Below are 15,284 nucleotides of genomic sequence, written 5' to 3'. Positions count from 1 at the left end.
GGCCGGCTTCCTGCTGCAAGCGAAGCCGACCGCCCTCACCGTATCGCCAGGCGAACTTACTTCGCCGTCTTGAGTTCGACCACCAAGGCCTTGGTCGGCGTGGTGCCGGTGTTCTGATTGCTGTGCGTGAGCGGCTCGCTATAGATCGCCTCGCCGGCCTTGCGTTCCATCTCGGTCACCTTGCCGTCGGCGCTGGTGCTCTTCGCCTTGCCGCCCGTCTCGAAGTAGACGACGTTGGCCGGGTGCGAATGCATCGGCAACGATTCCCCGGGTTTCAACCAGACTTCAATGACCCGTACCTGATCGTTGTCGATCAGCACCTTGGTGTTTTTGGGTGCCACCTTGACCATGTCCTGGGCGCATACCGATCCTGCAAAAACGCAGGCCAGCGCCAGCAACGCACACTTCATGCTGCACGAAACGGAAGTCTTCATCACACGTCCTCCAGCAGTTCGACGACGTCGGTAAGGCTTCCGCGAATGCGCGGAAACCTGCGTTTGGACGTCCTTTTCCGTGGTGGGCGGAACGCCCACCTCATGCCCCTGCATGGATCCGAATACTGGCGAGGCGACGTGCGCTGTCGCGACGCGTCACGATCGTGTGCATGCGCAAGTCGAGGGGGCGGAAGCGACGACGTGTGCCTTGAAAATGCCGGAAACGACAAGCTCGGGAAGGATGCTCCCGATGTCCGCAGAAACCTACGCCCCGTCCGTGGCAGCGTCAATTGAGCGGACGGCCGAGCGAGCAATGCGCCAACCAGCCTCCGCCCGGCACCGGACTGCCGCGTAGCCGACGTAAGGTTCAGGCAACCCTTACACGCATTCCTGGCATCGATGGGCAAGTTTCTCGGCTATGCTCGTCTCGCTTCCCGGGGGGGAGGCAAAGCAGGGGAATCCAAGCTATGCATGACGAGACCATGGCCTCGGGCGTGTACTTGCCCGAGATTGACGTCGCACCACCGGCCTTACCCGTAGGCAAGACCCGCCGCCTGGAGTTCCGCGGCAACGCCAGGGACTATTTCCGCATCTGGATCGTCAACGTGGCCCTGAGCCTGGTCACGTTAGGCATTTATTCGGCCTGGGCCACCGTGCGCACGCGCCGGTACATGTATGCCAACACCGTGCTTGCCGGCACGCCGTTCGAATACCTGGCGCGGCCCATCCCGATCCTCAAGGGACGCCTGCTCACCGCGTTGATCTTCGCGGCCTATGTGCTGGGCGGCCAGTTCTACAAACCCGCGCAGGTCGCCGCCGCGCTGGTCATCGCCGTCTTCATGCCGTGGATGATCGTCAAGAGCCTGATGTTCCGCGCGCGCTACTCCTCGTGGCGCGGCCTGCGTTTCTACTTCACCGACGATTACGGTGGCGCCTACAAGTGGTACCTGGGCGTGTACTTTCTGATGGGCATCCCGTTCCTGGGCTTTTTCCTCGCGTCGCTGGCCGGTCACTCCGGCTTTGGCATCGCGCTGGCGTTTGGCGGCGTGGCGGTGATCGCGCCCTGGATCAAGGGCCACCAGCAGGAATGGATGGTCGAGAACCATCACTTCGGCGGCAAGTCGTTCAAGTTCTCGGCCGAGGTCAGCGACTACTACCGCGTTTACGTCAAGACCGCCGGCGTGGCGCTCGCATGGCTGCTGCCCACGATGGCGCTGATGACGGGCATGTTCTTCGCCTTCAAGAGCCAGCTTGCGCTCCACCCCAAGGCACCGCCGCTGCTTGTTGGCGCCGTGGTCTACGCCTGCATGGCGCCGTTCTATCTCGGTGCCTGGACCTTCATCCACACGCAGATGACCAACCTGCTCTACAACAACGCGCATCTGGGTTCGTACCGCTTCCGTTCCACGCTGGGCTACTGGGAGATGTTGGGTATCTATCTCACCAATGGCCTGGCCGTGCTTTGCACGATCGGCCTGGCGATGCCGTGGGTGCGCATACGCCTGGCGCGCTACCGCGCAGACCACCTGGACATCGTCGGCGCGGGCGAGCTCGATGATTTCGTGCGCGATGCGTTTGCCCACGGCGAGATCGGCGCTGCGGCGACCGAAATGGATAGCCTGCTGGGCATCGACATCGGCCTTTAAGCGCGATGATCCCGGCAGTCTATTTCGATGGACGATCCACACGCGCCATACCGGTGACGGTATGGCGCGAAGACTCGCTATTGCACTGGCACACCGGGGGTCGCACGCAGAGCTGGCAGGCGTCGCTGGATGCCTTCGAACCCAGCGCACGGGTGATCGGCCTGCCCTACGCGTTGCGCCTGGCCGACGGTGCGTATTTGCAGGTCGATCACGACGTGCTGCCCGACGACTGGTTTCCCCGTCACCACCGGCTTGAGCGCGTGGTCGACTGGCTGGAACGCAAGTGGCCCGCGGCGATGGCCGGTATCGTGATCATCGTGGCGGCTTTGGCCGGTTTGTTCGAGTTCGGCGTGCCGTGGGCGGCTGATCGCATTGCCTCGCATCTCCCGGCCACGCTTGAACACAGCATGGGCACGCAGTCGTTGGCTGCGCTGGAGGGCCGTCTGTTGATGCCCACCACGCTCAAGCCCGAGCAGCAAGCGCACTATCAGGCCGTGTTCCAGCACTTTGTGCAGGGCATTCACGGCCTGCCCGAGGTGCGCCTGCGTTTTTACACGGCGCCGGCCATCGGCGCGAACGCATTTGCCATGCCCGATGGCAGCGTGGTGTTCACCGATGCGCTGATCAAGGAGCTGCCGGATGATCAGGCCTTCACGGCCGTCCTTGCCCATGAGCTGGGCCATCAGGCACACCACCACCTGTTGCGCGAGGTGTTGCGCAGCTCAGGCGTGTTCATCGTCGCTGGCATGCTGATGGGTGATGTCACCTCGCTCGGCGGCGTGACGGCGGGCGTGCCCATGTTCCTCATCAATGCGCACTATTCGCGCGGATTCGAGGCGGATGCCGATAGCTACGCCTTCGACGCGCTCGCACAGCAGGACATCGATCCGGTGGCTTTCGTACACGCCATGCAAGCGCTGGAACGCGCGCATCCGGAGATCAAGGGCGAGGACAGGAGCATGCGCTATGCCGCCAGCCATCCGATGACGGCGGAGCGGATCGCCCATGCCGATGCGGCGTCACGCGTGTTTCAGGCCCATCACCCGACGTCGCAGGCGACGGGCGTGCACTGAACGCCCGGCCCCCGCGCTGCGCAAACTTCAGTGCAGTACGAACAGCTTGTCGAAGCCGGCTACGCGCCAGCAACTCGCGCTACAGCGCAGAAAACTACGCCGCGCCACCCATGGCATCAATCGAGCAGACGACCGGGCGCTTCAACCAGCGTCAATGGAGCGTCGGTGCAGGCGAGGGCACAGGCAATGGCTTCGTCAGTGACTGCATTCTCTCAGCAAGTGGCCGAAGTGCTGGGTCCGCCGAGAACCTCTGCATGAATTCGCGAACGGTCTGATCCAAACCCGTTCGTGGCTGTGTTTTCTGGATCTGGGCCCTGAGCAGCCATCCCCTGGGGTCGTTGGCCTGCATCAGCTGATCCGCCATTGCCCACCCCCTGTCCCAATCATGGGTCTCATTGGCGTACACATCACCTAACGAGAAAAGCAGATCTGGATCCTGAGGATTCAAGCGCAACGCCTGTTCGAAATCTTGAGCCGCGTGGAAAGGGTCACCCGAAATGCGGTACGCCGACCCACGAAGGCCATAGGCGTTCTGATCTCGCGGCTCCATCCGCACCAGGATATTGCCCTCTTCGATCGCCCACCTCGCTCGTTCCAATTGCAACAAGCCAAATGTGCGCCCTTCTCGAGAACCCAAGTCCGCCGGATAGAACCGAAGCAATTGCGACCGATAGACGACGGCCAAAGCCGGATGACCTCGTTGCTCTGCTGCCCATCCCGCAGCTTTCAGGACGCCCAGCATGGGAACTTCGGCGAAGAATCGCCGATACAAATCAGCGTCGGCAAAGTCGTCACACGCACAATTTTCGATCAATTCCCACGCTCCATCGCGCTGAGACAACAGCAAGCGCAGGAGTGCGTTCTGAGGAGCGTGCACTTGAGCTTGCCCGATCAGGCGATTCATCAAGGCAACGCTACCGCCCCATCGCGGCTCGGCCATGCCAATCAGGCTCGAATAGATCGGAAAACTAGCAGGTTGCACCGCAAGCGCTCGCTTCGCAGCATCAGTGCCATAGCGCGGATCGCTGTCCATCCGCGCGATATGGATCATCGTGTGATAGGCGGGGATGAGCTTGGGATCAATCTCAACGGCACGGTCCAGATCGGCGCGCGCCAAGCCCAGCAGTCGATGCATGGCATCAAAGGCGGTTTGAGGCGTCTTGTCGGCAAAGTCGTCGCCTCGCTGTGCTTGGGCGGTGGCCAAGTAAACCGCGCCGCTTGCCGCCAGCGCGAACGCGTTATCCGGGGATTGTCGCTTCCAGGCATCCATCAACGCGCGCATGTCATCGGAGCCGTCCGAAAACACCTGGTTGTAGATTCGGTCCAACCTGCTTTGTGCCCCGGGTTCGGACTGCTGGGCCTTTTCGGCATTGGCCAGACGTTCTTGCAGTTCGGCTGCCTTTCCCCGTTCGATGAGGTCGCGCACCTCGGCCGAAGTCACCTCGGTATCCAGCATGAAATGACAATACGCCGATGCCACTTCGTCCGACCAATGTACCCCGGGCGGATTGGGATAGGACAAACAGCGCTGCAGCGGATCGGCGATGGCTTCCGCCTTATGCGCCTCATCCAAAAATTGTTGCAACTGCGGTTCGGAGAAAGCCGGCCTTCTGGGCTGCGCAATCGCTGGCCTAACGGCGGCGATCTTCGGCGCTGGCGCTTCTCTCTCCAAATAAAGCGAACAAGCAAAAGCAGCAACCAACAAGAGCGCACCAACAAGCAACAACCGACGCAGTCGGGATGTCATCTCATCAACCTTTTCCGGCCCGGGCCTTCCCCCTCTTCCAGAATACAGGCAGGCAGCAAGCAAGAGCGTGAGCCACTCCAGATCCCGCAAAGCAGGAGCAGGTCAACTCAGTGCAACACGAACAGCTTGTCGAAGCCGGCGACGCGCAAGGTGCCGCGCAGGCCGGTATCCGCGTTGACGATGCGGATCTCCGCGCGATCGGCACCGGCGTGCTCGCGCAGCAGGAGCAGCATGCCGAGCGCGGAGCTGTCCATGCTGGACACTTCGCCCAGGTCGATGACGTAGCTGCGGGCGGCGCGGCCGCCGAGGCAGGCGTCGTGGAAGGCGCGATGCACGGTGAAGTCGAAGCGCTCGCCCAGCTGCAGGGTCACGCAGTCCAGGTCGGGGTCGTGGTGAACGGTCAGGCTCATGGCTCAGGTCCTCAAAACAATTCGATCTCGCCGGCATCCATCGAGTTCTGCAGCGCCGGGCCGCGCGAACGCAGGCGTGCCTTCTCGCGCTGGATGGCCAGGCGGTTGCGCACGCGCTCGGCGCGCTGCGCCAGCGATTCGGCATCGATCGGGCTGCAGGCGAGCTCCTGGATATCGCGGGTGCATTCGGTGGTGATGTCCTGCAACTCGACCAGGCGCTGACGGGTCTGATTGATCAGCTGGCTCAGGATGTCTTCGAACTGCAGCGAGCGCACCGTGGTGGCCACGTCGGTGCCCAGGCCGCGGTTGATCTCGACCACCTGGTCGGCGACCTTGCTGGTGCGCGCGTCGCTTTCGGTGACGTGCGCCATCATGGCGTCGATGCCGCCCTTGGCCGACAGCGCCACGTTCAGATCCTGCGAGGCCATGGTGCCGACCAGGCCGCGCAACTGCTCCATCGCGGTGCGGGCGCGCTCCACGTGGCTGCCGATCTGTTCGTTGAACTGGTTGGAATGGCTGGCCAGGTTGCGGATCTCGCCGGCCACCACCGCGAAGCCGCGGCCCGACTCACCGGCGCGCGCCGCTTCGATCGCTGCATTGAGCGCGAGCAGGTTGGTTTCTTCGGCGATGGTGTTCACGTTCTTCAACAGGCCGAACACCGCGTCCATTTCCTTGGCCATGCCGTCGATGCGATAGACGATGCGCAGGCTTTCGCGCGACATCTGCACGATCATGTCGACGAAGTGGGCAAGCAGGTCGCTGGTACGCGCGGCGAAGTCCTGCACGGAGACGCCTTCGCTCTGGCCGTCGATGATCTGGCGCAGCAGCGACTGCTGCATGCCGGTCTTGCGCGACAGGCCGTCGAAGCCGCCACCCAGTTCCGACACCGCGTCGCGCAGCAGGTCCAGCGCCTGGTGCAGTTCGCGCGTGGCGTGGCCCAGTTCGTCGACCAGCGAGCTGCGCACTTCTTCCAGCGCTTCGCGCACGGGTTCGTGGTGAGCCAGCGAAACTTCGATGACGGGCTCAACTGCCGGAACGGCGCGACGCGTCTCGACGATCCAGGCGGCGGTCAGCAGCACGATCACCAGCGGGCCCAGCCAGGCCGACGGCCACAGCATGGTCAGCGCGAGCGCGACCGCACTGGCGGCGAGGCCGGCCACCGGGCGCTTGTGCACAAAGGAGTAGAAAGTATCCATGAGATATCTGCCGATCAGGTGGCCGACACAGCGGCGCGGGAAACAGGTTGATGCGCCATCGCGAGCAGGCGCGCGGCAATGTGTTCTAGCGGAAGCTTTTCGCTGCTGGCGCCCAGCTTCCAGGCGGCGCCGGGCATGCCCCACACCACCGAGGTTTCTTCGTCCTGCACCAGGGTGCGTGCGCCGCCCTGCTGGAGTTCCAGCAGGCCGCGCGCGCCGTCGTCACCCATGCCGGTGAGCAGCGCAGCGATGGCCGACTGGCCCACGCTGGCGGCCATGGAGCGGAACAACACGTCCACGCTCGGCTTGTGGCGATTCACCGGCGGCCCGTTATGCAGGCGGCACACATACTTGGCGCCATCCCACATCACCAGCAGATGCTGGCTGCCCGGTGCGATATACGCATGGCCGGCCTGGATCGGCTGGCCGTCGCGCGCTTCGCATACGCGCATCGCGGAACACGTGTCCATGCGTGCGGCAAACGGGCCACTGAAGGCGGCGGGAATGTGCTGCGTAATCACGATCGGCGGCGCATCCGGGGGCATTGCTTCAAGCACTACGCGAATCGCTTCGGTGCCGCCGGTGGAGGCACCGATGGCGATGATCGGCATGCCACCGCGCGTACCGGCGCTCTGGGCGCGCGGCAACACGGCATCGGCGCTGAGGCGCGGCGGCACATCGAGCTTGCGCACGGCGGTGCGCTGACGCGGACGAGCCAGCGCGGCGAGTTTCACCTTGGCGCAGATTTCCTGTGCGCCTTCGGCAAACGTGCTGGCCAGATCGTTGCCCGGCTTGGTGAAGAAATCGACCGCGCCCAGCTCCAGCGCGCGCAGCGTCACTTCCGCGCCTTCCTGCGTCAGCGAAGACACCATCACCACCGGCATCGGACGCAGGCGCATCAGATTCTCGAGGAAGGTGATGCCATCCATGCGCGGCATTTCCACATCCAGCGTGAGTACGTCGGGATTGAGCTGCTTGATCTTCTCGCGCGCAATCAACGGATCGGCGGCGGTGCCCACCACCTCGATGCCCGGATCGCACGAAAGCATGGTCGACAGCAGCTTCCGCACGAGTGCGGAATCATCGACCACCAGGACACGTACTCTTTCCATCGCGTATTCGTCTCGCCTTCGTGGTGCGGCGCGGGTGCATCACCCGCGTCCGCCGGCCCGTGTCGGCGCCAGATGCTTGCAGAGGCCAACCGTGCTGACGCGCATGGCGTCAGAACAGTTCCACCTCTCCCTTTATCGGATCGTTTGCCAAACGCTTGAGATACTGGCGCTCGCCATCCACCAGCACGGCGTCGGTGCGGCCACGCAACTGGCGCACGCGCGCCTTGCCGCTGGTCGGGAAAAACTGCACATGGCGCGGATGCACGTCGCCCAGGTCTTCCGCGGCCACTTCAAGCCGCTCCGCTTCGAGGTAGCGCCGCACGAAGGCGATGTTGCGCTGGCCGATGTCAGTCATGGTGGCCAGCACGCGGCCGCCACCGAACACCTTCACCACCAGGTTCGCGCGCTGACCGCCCGCCTTGAGGATGGCGTTGATCAGCTGTTCCATCGCGTCGTTGCCGTAGCGCGCCGCGCGGCCGATCGTGTCGGCCCAGCCGCCGCGCTCGCCGCCGATCGGCTCGGGCAACATGAAATGATTCATGCCGCCCAGGCCGCGCACGCGGTCGTAAATGCAGGCGGACACGCAGGAACCGAGCACGGTGGAGATCATTTCCTGCTGGGCGCTCACATAGAACTCGCCCGGCAACACCTTGACCGTCATGCACGACTGCGTCGGGTCCCAGAAGCGGCGCAAGTGTTCAAAGCCCGGCAGCACGCGGGCCGGGTCATACCCTGTGCCCGCGGGGAGCTGGGCAGCTACGACATTCATGTACTGCGTTTCCGGTAGACCGTCCGTCCAATCAGGTCGAAGCTGTCATTGAGTCCGTACATGGACTCAGAGTGTCCGAGGAACAGGTAGCCGCCGTCCGGCAACAGGCCGGCATAGCGCTGGAACAAACGCTGCTTGGTGGGCTTGTCGAAATAGATCACCACGTTGCGGCAGAAAATCGCGTCGAACGGCCCTTGCATCGGCCAGTCGTGCAGCAGGTTCAGCGGCAGGATGCTGACCAGTTCGCGCAGGCGCGGATTCACGCAGACGTAATCGGCGTACTCGCCTTCGCCGCGCAGGAACCAGCGGCGACGACGCTCCACGCTCACGCCTTCGAGGCGTTCGAGCGCATACACGCACTTGCGTGCCGTTTCCAGCGCCTGCGGCGACAGATCGGTGGCGAGGATCTTCGCGTCCATCTGCTGCGCGCCGTGTTTCTCCAGCGCCTCGGCCAGCACCATGGCGAGCGTGTACGGCTCCTCGCCGGTGGCGCAGCCAGCCGACCAGATGCGGAGGCGACCGCCGTTTTTCTTCTCGCTGATCCAGCGCGGCAGCAGCTCGTCGGTGAGCAGGTCGAAGTGATGCGACTCGCGGAAAAACGCCGTCACATTGGTGCTGATCGCGCTCGCCAGCTCGCCCAGCTCCTGCTGCGGATCACGCCGCAACAGCTCGCAGTAGGCCTGGAAATCACGCAGCTTCAGGGCACGCAGGCGACGCAGCAAACGACCCTGCACCAGCTGGCGCTTGTGTTCACCCAGCGAGATGCCGCATTGCTCGTAGACGAACGTGCGCAGGAATTCGAACTCGGCATTGCCCAGCGACGGGCCGCCCACGGCCGCCACGCCGACTTGATTGTCCATCGCGGCAGCCGTGTTCATGCTCAGAACTCCTTCCAGGAACCAGCGTCGGAAGCCTCAGCGCGGACGGCTGCGCGCGGGGCGGGGACGTTCGAGCTGCGCACCGCGGCGAACACGGCCTCGGCTTCGGCCATCACCGACTGCGAGCGCGCTTTCTCGGTCGCCACTTCGGTGCCGCCCTCGCCCAGCTGGAAGAAGCCGACCTGGCGAGCCAGCTCACCGGCCTGCTCCTGCATCGCACGAGCAGCGGCAGCGGCTTCTTCCACCAGCGCGGCGTTCTGCTGGGTCATCTCGTCCATCTGCAGCACGGCGTGGTTGACCTGGTCGATGCCGGCCGACTGTTCCTGCGATGCGGCGGCGATTTCGGCCACGATGTCGGTGACCTTTTTCACGCTGTCGACGATATCGGCCAGCGCCTTGCCGGACTGGTCCACCAGCGACGAACCCACGCGCACCTTTTCCGCGCTGTCGTTGATCAGACCCTTGATTTCCTTCGCCGCACCCGCGCTGCGCTGCGCCAGGTTGCGCACTTCGGTGGCCACCACGGCGAAGCCGCGGCCCTGTTCACCGGCACGTGCGGCTTCCACCGCGGCGTTGAGTGCGAGCAGGTTGGTCTGGAAGGCGATTTCGTCGATCAGGCTGACGATGTCGGAGATCTTGCGGCTGGAATCGTTGATCTCGCGCATCGCGGAGCTGGCCTGCGCCGCTACTTCACCGCCGTGCTCGGCCTGACGGCGCGTGGCGCTGGCAAGCTGGTTGGCGTGGCTGGCGTTCTCGGCGTTCTGCTTCACGGTGGAGGTCATTTCCTCCATCGACGAGGCGGTTTCCTCGAGGCTGGAAGCCTGTTCCTGCGTGCGCTGGCTGAGGTCGTCGTTGCCGCGGGCGATCTGCTGCGCGGCCGAGCTCACCGAGCCTGCGCCGTGACGCACTTCGCCGACGATGGTGGAGAGGCGCTCGTCCATCGTGCGCAGGGCGTCGAGCAGTTCGCCCAGTTCGTCCTTGCGGGTGACGGCGATCTTGTGACCGAGCTTGCCGCCGGCGATGGCATGGGCGACCTTCACGGCCTGACCCAGGGTGTTGAGGATGGAGCGCATCAGCAGCACGGCCATCAGACCGGCCACCAGCAAGCCGACGATCAGGGCGACGATGCTGACCGTGCGCACGAGGTGGTAACGAGTCACCTGCGCGTCGTAGATCTGCTTGGCATCGGCGCGTTGCGCATCGACCAGCTTGGTCAAGGCATCCTGGCGCTGCATCATCAGCGGGCGCACCTGCATTTCCAGCAGTTCGGACGCGCCGGTGTCACCCTGCTTGAGGGCATCGACCAGCGAATCCTTGGCGTCCTTGTAGTCGGCGTCGGTGGAGCGCCAGTCGTTGAACTGCTTCTTCACCGCGTCGCTCATGGGGATCGCGTCGAACTGCTTCTTGAGCGCCTCCATTTCCGCCTGCATCTTCTCGTACTCGGCGAGCTTGGCCTTGACCTGCTCGGGCTTGCTGACCAGCGAGCTTGCTTCGCCCATCAGAATGAACGACATCAGCGAGCGGGTGGAGATCTGCGAGATCAACTGGGCAGGCACGATCTCTTCTTCATAGATCTTGCCCATGCCGTCGTTCTGCTGCTGCATCGAACCGATGCCGATCACGGCGCCGGCGATCAGCATCAGGCCAAGCAGGCCAAGCACCGCGCGCATGCGGTTCCTGACGTTGAGTTCCGGGGCTTTCAGTGCGAACTTCTTCATGTTGGTTCCAATCCTGCGTAAGTCGGTCAGGCCACGGCTTTGACATCGGAGACAGCTGGCAGCGCCGCCTCAAGCATCTGTGCGTCCTGGGGCTGCAACAGCTTGTCCACATCCAGCAGCAGCACCATGCGCTCGCCGGCGGCGGTCAACCCCTTGAGGTATTGCGTATCCACCGTGGTGCCCATGTCGGGCACCGGGCGGATGGCGTCCGGCGTGACATCCAGCACGTCGGACACGGCGTCGACCACCACGCCGAAATTGCGGCCGGCCACGGTGATGATCACGGTGACGGTGGTGGTCCCATAAGCTTCGCGTTCGAGTCCAAAACGCAGGCGCATGTCGATCACCGGGACGATCGCGCCGCGCAGATTGAGCACACCCAGCACGTAATGCGGCGCCTGCGGAATGCGCGTGACCGGCGTCCAGCCGCGGATTTCGCGGACCGCCAGGATGTCGATCCCGTATTCCTCGTGGGCGAGGTTGACGGTGAGGTACTGTGACTGGAGCGCCTCGCTCCGGGTGTTGTCGGACATGTTCGCCTCGTGGTCGGGGCCGCGTGCGAGGCCCCCTATCGGGTTCTGGATCGGCGGTGATGGGGGAAACTTGAGCGGGAAGCGGGGTTTTGGCCTGGGGCTGGCGGTGTCCTGTGGGAGCGCACCCTGTGCGCGACGGCATCCGTTTGCCGCGAGGCATAACCAGGCCGTCGCGCACAGGGTGCGCTCCCACAGGGTTGCTGACAGGTCAGGTCGCGACGGCCACCGGTCGGCTCATGGCAGGCCGCGCGTCACGCATCGGCACAGACGCCTCCGACTGCAACCGGAAGTACCGCACCCGCACCTCCAGCTCATCGGCCTGCTCCTGCATCGCGCGCGCCGCGGCGGCGGCCTCCTCGACCAGGGCCGCGTTCTGCTGGGTGACTTCGTCCATCTGCATCACGGCGCGGTTCACCTGGTCGATGCCCGAGGATTGCTCCTGCGCGGCAGCGGCGATCTCGGCCACGAGGTCGGTCACCTGCTTGACGCTGTCCACGATGCCGGCGAGCACCTCGCCCGATTCGCTGACCAGGGCCGAACCGGCCTGCACCTTCTCGACCGTGCCGCCAATCAGCGCCTTGATCTCGCGGGCGGCCAAGGCGCTGCGTTGGGCGAGGTTGCGCACCTCGCCCGCGACGACGGCGAAGCCACGGCCCTGTTCGCCCGCACGCGCCGCTTCCACGGCGGCATTGAGCGCGAGCAAGTTGGTCTGGAAGGCGATCTCGTCGATCAACTGCACGATGTCGGTGATCTGGCGGCTGGCGCCTTCGATTTCGCCCATGGCGTGACGGGTGCGCGTGGCGACCTGGCCGCCGCGTTCGGCCTGGGCGCGTGCGCTGCGGGCAAGCTGATCGGCATGGCCGGCGTTGTCGGCGCTCTGGCGCACAATGGAAGTCATTTCTTCCATCGATGCGGCGGTTTCCTCCAGGCTCGAGGCCTGTTCCTGCGTGCGATGCGACAAGTCATCGTTGCCGCGCGAGATCTGCTGCGCCGCGGTCGACACCACCTGCGAGCCCTGTTGCACGTCGCGCACGATCTCCACCAGCTTGCTGCGCATGCGTTGCAAGGCGTCGAGCAGGCTGTCCGGGGCGAATGTCTGGGCGCCGTCGCCTACGGCCAGGTCGCCGTCGGCGATGCGTGCCGCCATGGCCAGCGCAAAGGCCGGTTCGCCGCCGATGCTCTGGCGGATGCTGCGCATCGACCGCCAGACCACGCCGATCACCAGCAGGCCGACCAGACCCGCTTCGAGCAGACTCACCAGCAGCGCATGGCGGAACTGCTCGTTGATGTCGACGAAGTAAGCGCCCGTACCAAAATGCATGTCCCACGGCTGGAACCACGCGCTATAGGTGATCTTGGGCTCGACCGTCTTGTCCGGCGGCATGGGCCACGTATATTCCGTGATGCCCGAGCCCTGCGCGCGATCAACAGCCGCGATCATCTGCCACAACGGCTTGCCATCCGGGTCCTTGTCCTCGCGCACATTCTTGCCCTCCTTCTCCGGGAAGATGGGATGCAGGTGCATGACAAAGTTGGAATCGAACGCGAAGACGTAGCCGGAGCCCTGGCCCCAGCGCATCGTGCGGATGACCTCGAACGCCCGGCGCTGAGCCTCTTCCTCGCTGAACTGGCCCGCCTTGGCGCGATCGTGGAAGCTCTGCGCGACAGCGGTGGCGCTGGCGACGTGGTCCTTCAACGCATGCACGCGCGCCGCCATCTGCAGGCGGCGGCTGTCGATGGCGGATACCACGGTGAGCGTCATCAGGCCGGCCACCACAAAGGCGATGACCAACCACACCTTGGCCGCCAGGCTCAGGCGATCGATGAACTTCAAAGGAGACTTCATGACTTCAAAAACCTTCAGAATGAAAAGGACGGTTCTGCGATTGCCTAGATTCATTCCCTGCACTGCTCTTACGCAGGCCAGCGGCCCGCGCGCCGCGGCTTCCTGTCGCAGCTGTCTTTGATGTTGCGAACGGCGCCCCTGGATTCCCTCGCCGCAAGAACTTCGCGCCGGCGACGGACTTCATCGCCGGGTATGTATGGTTTCGTCAGAACTCGGTCCAGCCCGCGCTGGCCGCCGCAAGCTGCGGCTTGGGCATGGCCGGTGCAGCCTGTCGCGCAGGTACTGCGGGGCGCGTCACGACTCGTGTTTCGCCCTGCAGACGGAAGTAGCGAATCTGGCGCTCCAGCTCATCGGCCTGCTCTTGCATGGCGCGCGCTGCGGCCGCTGCTTCTTCCACCAAGGCCGCGTTTTGCTGGGTGACTTCGTCCATCTGCATCACGGCCCGGTTTACCTGATCGATGCCCGAGGATTGCTCCTGCGATGCGGCGGCGATCTCGGCCACGATGTCGGTGACGCGCTTGACGCTGTCCACGATGCCCGAGAGCACCTGGCCGGATTCGGCCACCAGGGTGGAGCCGGCCTGCACCTTCTCCACCGTGTCGCCAATCAACAGCTTGATCTGCTTGGCTGCCGACGCACTGCGCTGTGCGAGGTTGCGTACCTCGCCGGCCACGACCGCGAAACCACGGCCTTGCTCGCCCGCACGCGCGGCTTCAACGGCAGCATTGAGTGCAAGCAGATTGGTCTGGAAGGCGATCTCGTCGATCAACTGCACGATGTCGGTGATCTGGCGGCTGGCACCTTCGATTTCGCGCATGGCATGGCTGGTGCGCGTCGCCACTTCGCCACCACGCTCGGCCTGCATGCGGGCGCTGCGCGCCAGCTGATCGGCATGGCCGGCGTTGTCCGCGCTCTGGCGCACGATGGAGGTCATCTCCTCCATCGAGGCGGCGGTTTCTTCCAGGCTCGACGCCTGTTCCTGCGTGCGATGCGACAGGTCGTCGTTGCCACGCGAGATCTGCTGCGCAGCGGTCGACACGACCTGCGAGCCTTGCTGCACCTCGCGCACGATGCCCACCAGCTTGGTACGCATGCGCTCCAGTGCTTCGAGCATGCTATCGGGGGAGAAGCGAAGTTCACCGTGACCGGCCAGATCGCCGTCGGCGATGCGCGCCGCCATGGCCAGCGCAAACGCGGGCTCGCCGCCGATGCTCCGGCGGATGCTGCGCATCGACTGCCACACCACGCCGATCACCAGCAGGCCGACCAGAGCGGCTTCCAGCAGGCTCACCATCAAGGCGTGGCGGAACTGTTCGTTGATATCCACGAAATAGGCGCCCGAGGCCACGTGCAGGTCCCACGGCCTGTACCAGCTGGTGTAGGTGATCTTGTGTTCGTCCTGTTTGCCGCCGGGCATCGGCCACATGTACTCAGTCGCGCCGAAACCATCGCGCTGATCGGCTTCCATCATGTGGCGATACATGTAGGTGCCCTGGCTGTCCGCTTCGTCCTTGATGCTCATGCCCACGCGCTTGGGCATGATCGGATGCATCCGCATCACGAAGTGGGAGTCGAACGCGAACACATAACCCGCGCCCTTGTTCCAGCGCAGCGCGGACACCGCAGCGAGCGCTTGTTTCTTCGCCTCTTCGTCGCTGAGCTGGCCGGCCACCGCACGCGCGTGATAGCTGTCGATCAGCGAGATGGCGGTATTGACTTCATCGCCGAGCGCACTCACGCGCGAGGCCATCTGCAGGCGGCGACTGTCCAGCGCGGACACCAGGGTCAAGGTGGCCAGACCCGCCACCACGAAGGCAATCACCAGCCACACCTTGGCGGCCAGGCTCAGTCGATCGATAGCTTTCAGTGGAGATTTCATGGAGGCGACCTTCAGAACGGATGGGCCGATGGCGATGGCCCGA

Annotated in this window: 13 protein-coding genes; 2 read left to right on the top strand and 11 right to left on the bottom strand. The window is 64.4% G+C overall.

The window, feature by feature from the left end:
* Positions 1–56 precede the first annotated feature (56 nt).
* On the bottom strand, positions 57–434 hold the full coding sequence (locus AC1DE1_RS15315; protein WP_477177010.1) for a cupin domain-containing protein: 378 nt from the start codon (positions 432–434) through the stop codon (positions 57–59).
* 467 nt (positions 435–901) lie between these two features.
* On the opposite strand from AC1DE1_RS15315, the gene AC1DE1_RS15310 reads away from it, so the two are divergent.
* Positions 902–2,080, top strand: a complete 1,179-nt coding sequence (locus AC1DE1_RS15310; protein ID WP_477177009.1) for a YjgN family protein — start codon at positions 902–904, stop codon at positions 2,078–2,080.
* 5 nt (positions 2,081–2,085) lie between these two features.
* Positions 2,086–3,153: a M48 family metallopeptidase gene (locus AC1DE1_RS15305; RefSeq protein ID WP_477177008.1), complete on the top strand. Its 1,068-nt coding sequence runs from the start codon at positions 2,086–2,088 to the stop codon at positions 3,151–3,153.
* A 151-nt stretch (positions 3,154–3,304) separates the two neighbouring features.
* Here AC1DE1_RS15305 and AC1DE1_RS15300 read toward each other — a convergent pair whose 3' ends face one another.
* From AC1DE1_RS15300 to AC1DE1_RS15255, 10 genes are all read right to left on the bottom strand, one after another.
* Positions 3,305–4,900 carry a tetratricopeptide repeat protein gene (locus AC1DE1_RS15300; protein WP_477177007.1) on the bottom strand — a complete coding sequence of 532 codons (1,596 nt, stop codon included), beginning with the start codon at positions 4,898–4,900 and terminating at the stop codon, positions 3,305–3,307.
* 107 nt (positions 4,901–5,007) lie between these two features.
* Positions 5,008–5,310, bottom strand: coding sequence for an STAS domain-containing protein (locus AC1DE1_RS15295; RefSeq protein WP_199728084.1), 303 nt, complete (start codon positions 5,308–5,310; stop codon positions 5,008–5,010).
* Positions 5,311–5,321: 11 nt separating this feature from the next.
* Positions 5,322–6,506, bottom strand: a complete 1,185-nt coding sequence (locus AC1DE1_RS15290) for a methyl-accepting chemotaxis protein (RefSeq protein ID WP_477177006.1) — start codon at positions 6,504–6,506, stop codon at positions 5,322–5,324.
* A 14-nt stretch (positions 6,507–6,520) separates the two neighbouring features.
* Positions 6,521–7,618, bottom strand: a complete 1,098-nt coding sequence (locus AC1DE1_RS15285; RefSeq protein WP_441602947.1) for a protein-glutamate methylesterase/protein-glutamine glutaminase — start codon at positions 7,616–7,618, stop codon at positions 6,521–6,523.
* A gap of 109 nt (positions 7,619–7,727) precedes the next feature.
* Entirely contained in the window at positions 7,728–8,387 is a 660-nt protein-coding gene (gene cheD, locus AC1DE1_RS15280; protein ID WP_441602948.1) for a chemoreceptor glutamine deamidase CheD, read from the bottom strand.
* Entirely contained in the window at positions 8,384–9,265 is an 882-nt protein-coding gene (locus AC1DE1_RS15275; RefSeq protein WP_477177005.1) for a CheR family methyltransferase, read from the bottom strand. The genes cheD and AC1DE1_RS15275 overlap by 4 nt, the downstream gene beginning before the upstream one ends.
* A 2-nt stretch (positions 9,266–9,267) precedes the next feature.
* Complete coding sequence (locus AC1DE1_RS15270) at positions 9,268–10,983, bottom strand: methyl-accepting chemotaxis protein (RefSeq protein ID WP_441602950.1); 1,716 nt, start codon at positions 10,981–10,983, stop codon at positions 9,268–9,270.
* A gap of 26 nt (positions 10,984–11,009) precedes the next feature.
* The gene (locus AC1DE1_RS15265) at positions 11,010–11,516 is read right to left on the bottom strand and encodes a chemotaxis protein CheW (RefSeq protein WP_441602951.1); all 507 of its coding nucleotides are present in this window, start codon (positions 11,514–11,516) and stop codon (positions 11,010–11,012) included.
* A gap of 208 nt (positions 11,517–11,724) precedes the next feature.
* On the bottom strand, positions 11,725–13,362 hold the full coding sequence (locus AC1DE1_RS15260) for a methyl-accepting chemotaxis protein (protein WP_477178554.1): 1,638 nt from the start codon (positions 13,360–13,362) through the stop codon (positions 11,725–11,727).
* A gap of 205 nt (positions 13,363–13,567) precedes the next feature.
* Positions 13,568–15,241 (bottom strand): methyl-accepting chemotaxis protein, encoded by a 1,674-nt coding sequence (locus tag AC1DE1_RS15255; RefSeq protein WP_477177003.1) that lies wholly within the window; start codon positions 15,239–15,241, stop codon positions 13,568–13,570.
* Positions 15,242–15,284: the final 43 nt, after the last annotated feature.

The organism is Dyella sp. 05T440, assembly GCF_056395965.1.
The sequence above is the reverse complement of the archived record's forward strand: the minus strand, read 5'-3'. Positions and strand labels throughout refer to the sequence as shown.

Coding starts and splice junctions, on each gene's coding strand:
- AC1DE1_RS15305 (WP_477177008.1), top strand. CDS start 2,086: ATGATCCCGGCAGTCTATTTCGATGGACGATCCACACGCGCCATACCG.
- AC1DE1_RS15315 (WP_477177010.1), bottom strand. CDS start 434: ATGAAGACTTCCGTTTCGTGCAGCATGAAGTGTGCGTTGCTGGCGCTG.
- AC1DE1_RS15295 (WP_199728084.1), bottom strand. CDS start 5,310: ATGAGCCTGACCGTTCACCACGACCCCGACCTGGACTGCGTGACCCTG.
- AC1DE1_RS15255 (WP_477177003.1), bottom strand. CDS start 15,241: ATGAAATCTCCACTGAAAGCTATCGATCGACTGAGCCTGGCCGCCAAG.
- AC1DE1_RS15270 (WP_441602950.1), bottom strand. CDS start 10,983: ATGAAGAAGTTCGCACTGAAAGCCCCGGAACTCAACGTCAGGAACCGC.
- AC1DE1_RS15285 (WP_441602947.1), bottom strand. CDS start 7,618: ATGGAAAGAGTACGTGTCCTGGTGGTCGATGATTCCGCACTCGTGCGG.
- AC1DE1_RS15310 (WP_477177009.1), top strand. CDS start 902: ATGCATGACGAGACCATGGCCTCGGGCGTGTACTTGCCCGAGATTGAC.
- AC1DE1_RS15260 (WP_477178554.1), bottom strand. CDS start 13,362: ATGAAGTCTCCTTTGAAGTTCATCGATCGCCTGAGCCTGGCGGCCAAG.
- AC1DE1_RS15265 (WP_441602951.1), bottom strand. CDS start 11,516: ATGTCCGACAACACCCGGAGCGAGGCGCTCCAGTCACAGTACCTCACC.
- cheD (WP_441602948.1), bottom strand. CDS start 8,387: ATGAATGTCGTAGCTGCCCAGCTCCCCGCGGGCACAGGGTATGACCCG.
- AC1DE1_RS15275 (WP_477177005.1), bottom strand. CDS start 9,265: ATGAACACGGCTGCCGCGATGGACAATCAAGTCGGCGTGGCGGCCGTG.
- AC1DE1_RS15290 (WP_477177006.1), bottom strand. CDS start 6,506: ATGGATACTTTCTACTCCTTTGTGCACAAGCGCCCGGTGGCCGGCCTC.
- AC1DE1_RS15300 (WP_477177007.1), bottom strand. CDS start 4,900: ATGACATCCCGACTGCGTCGGTTGTTGCTTGTTGGTGCGCTCTTGTTG.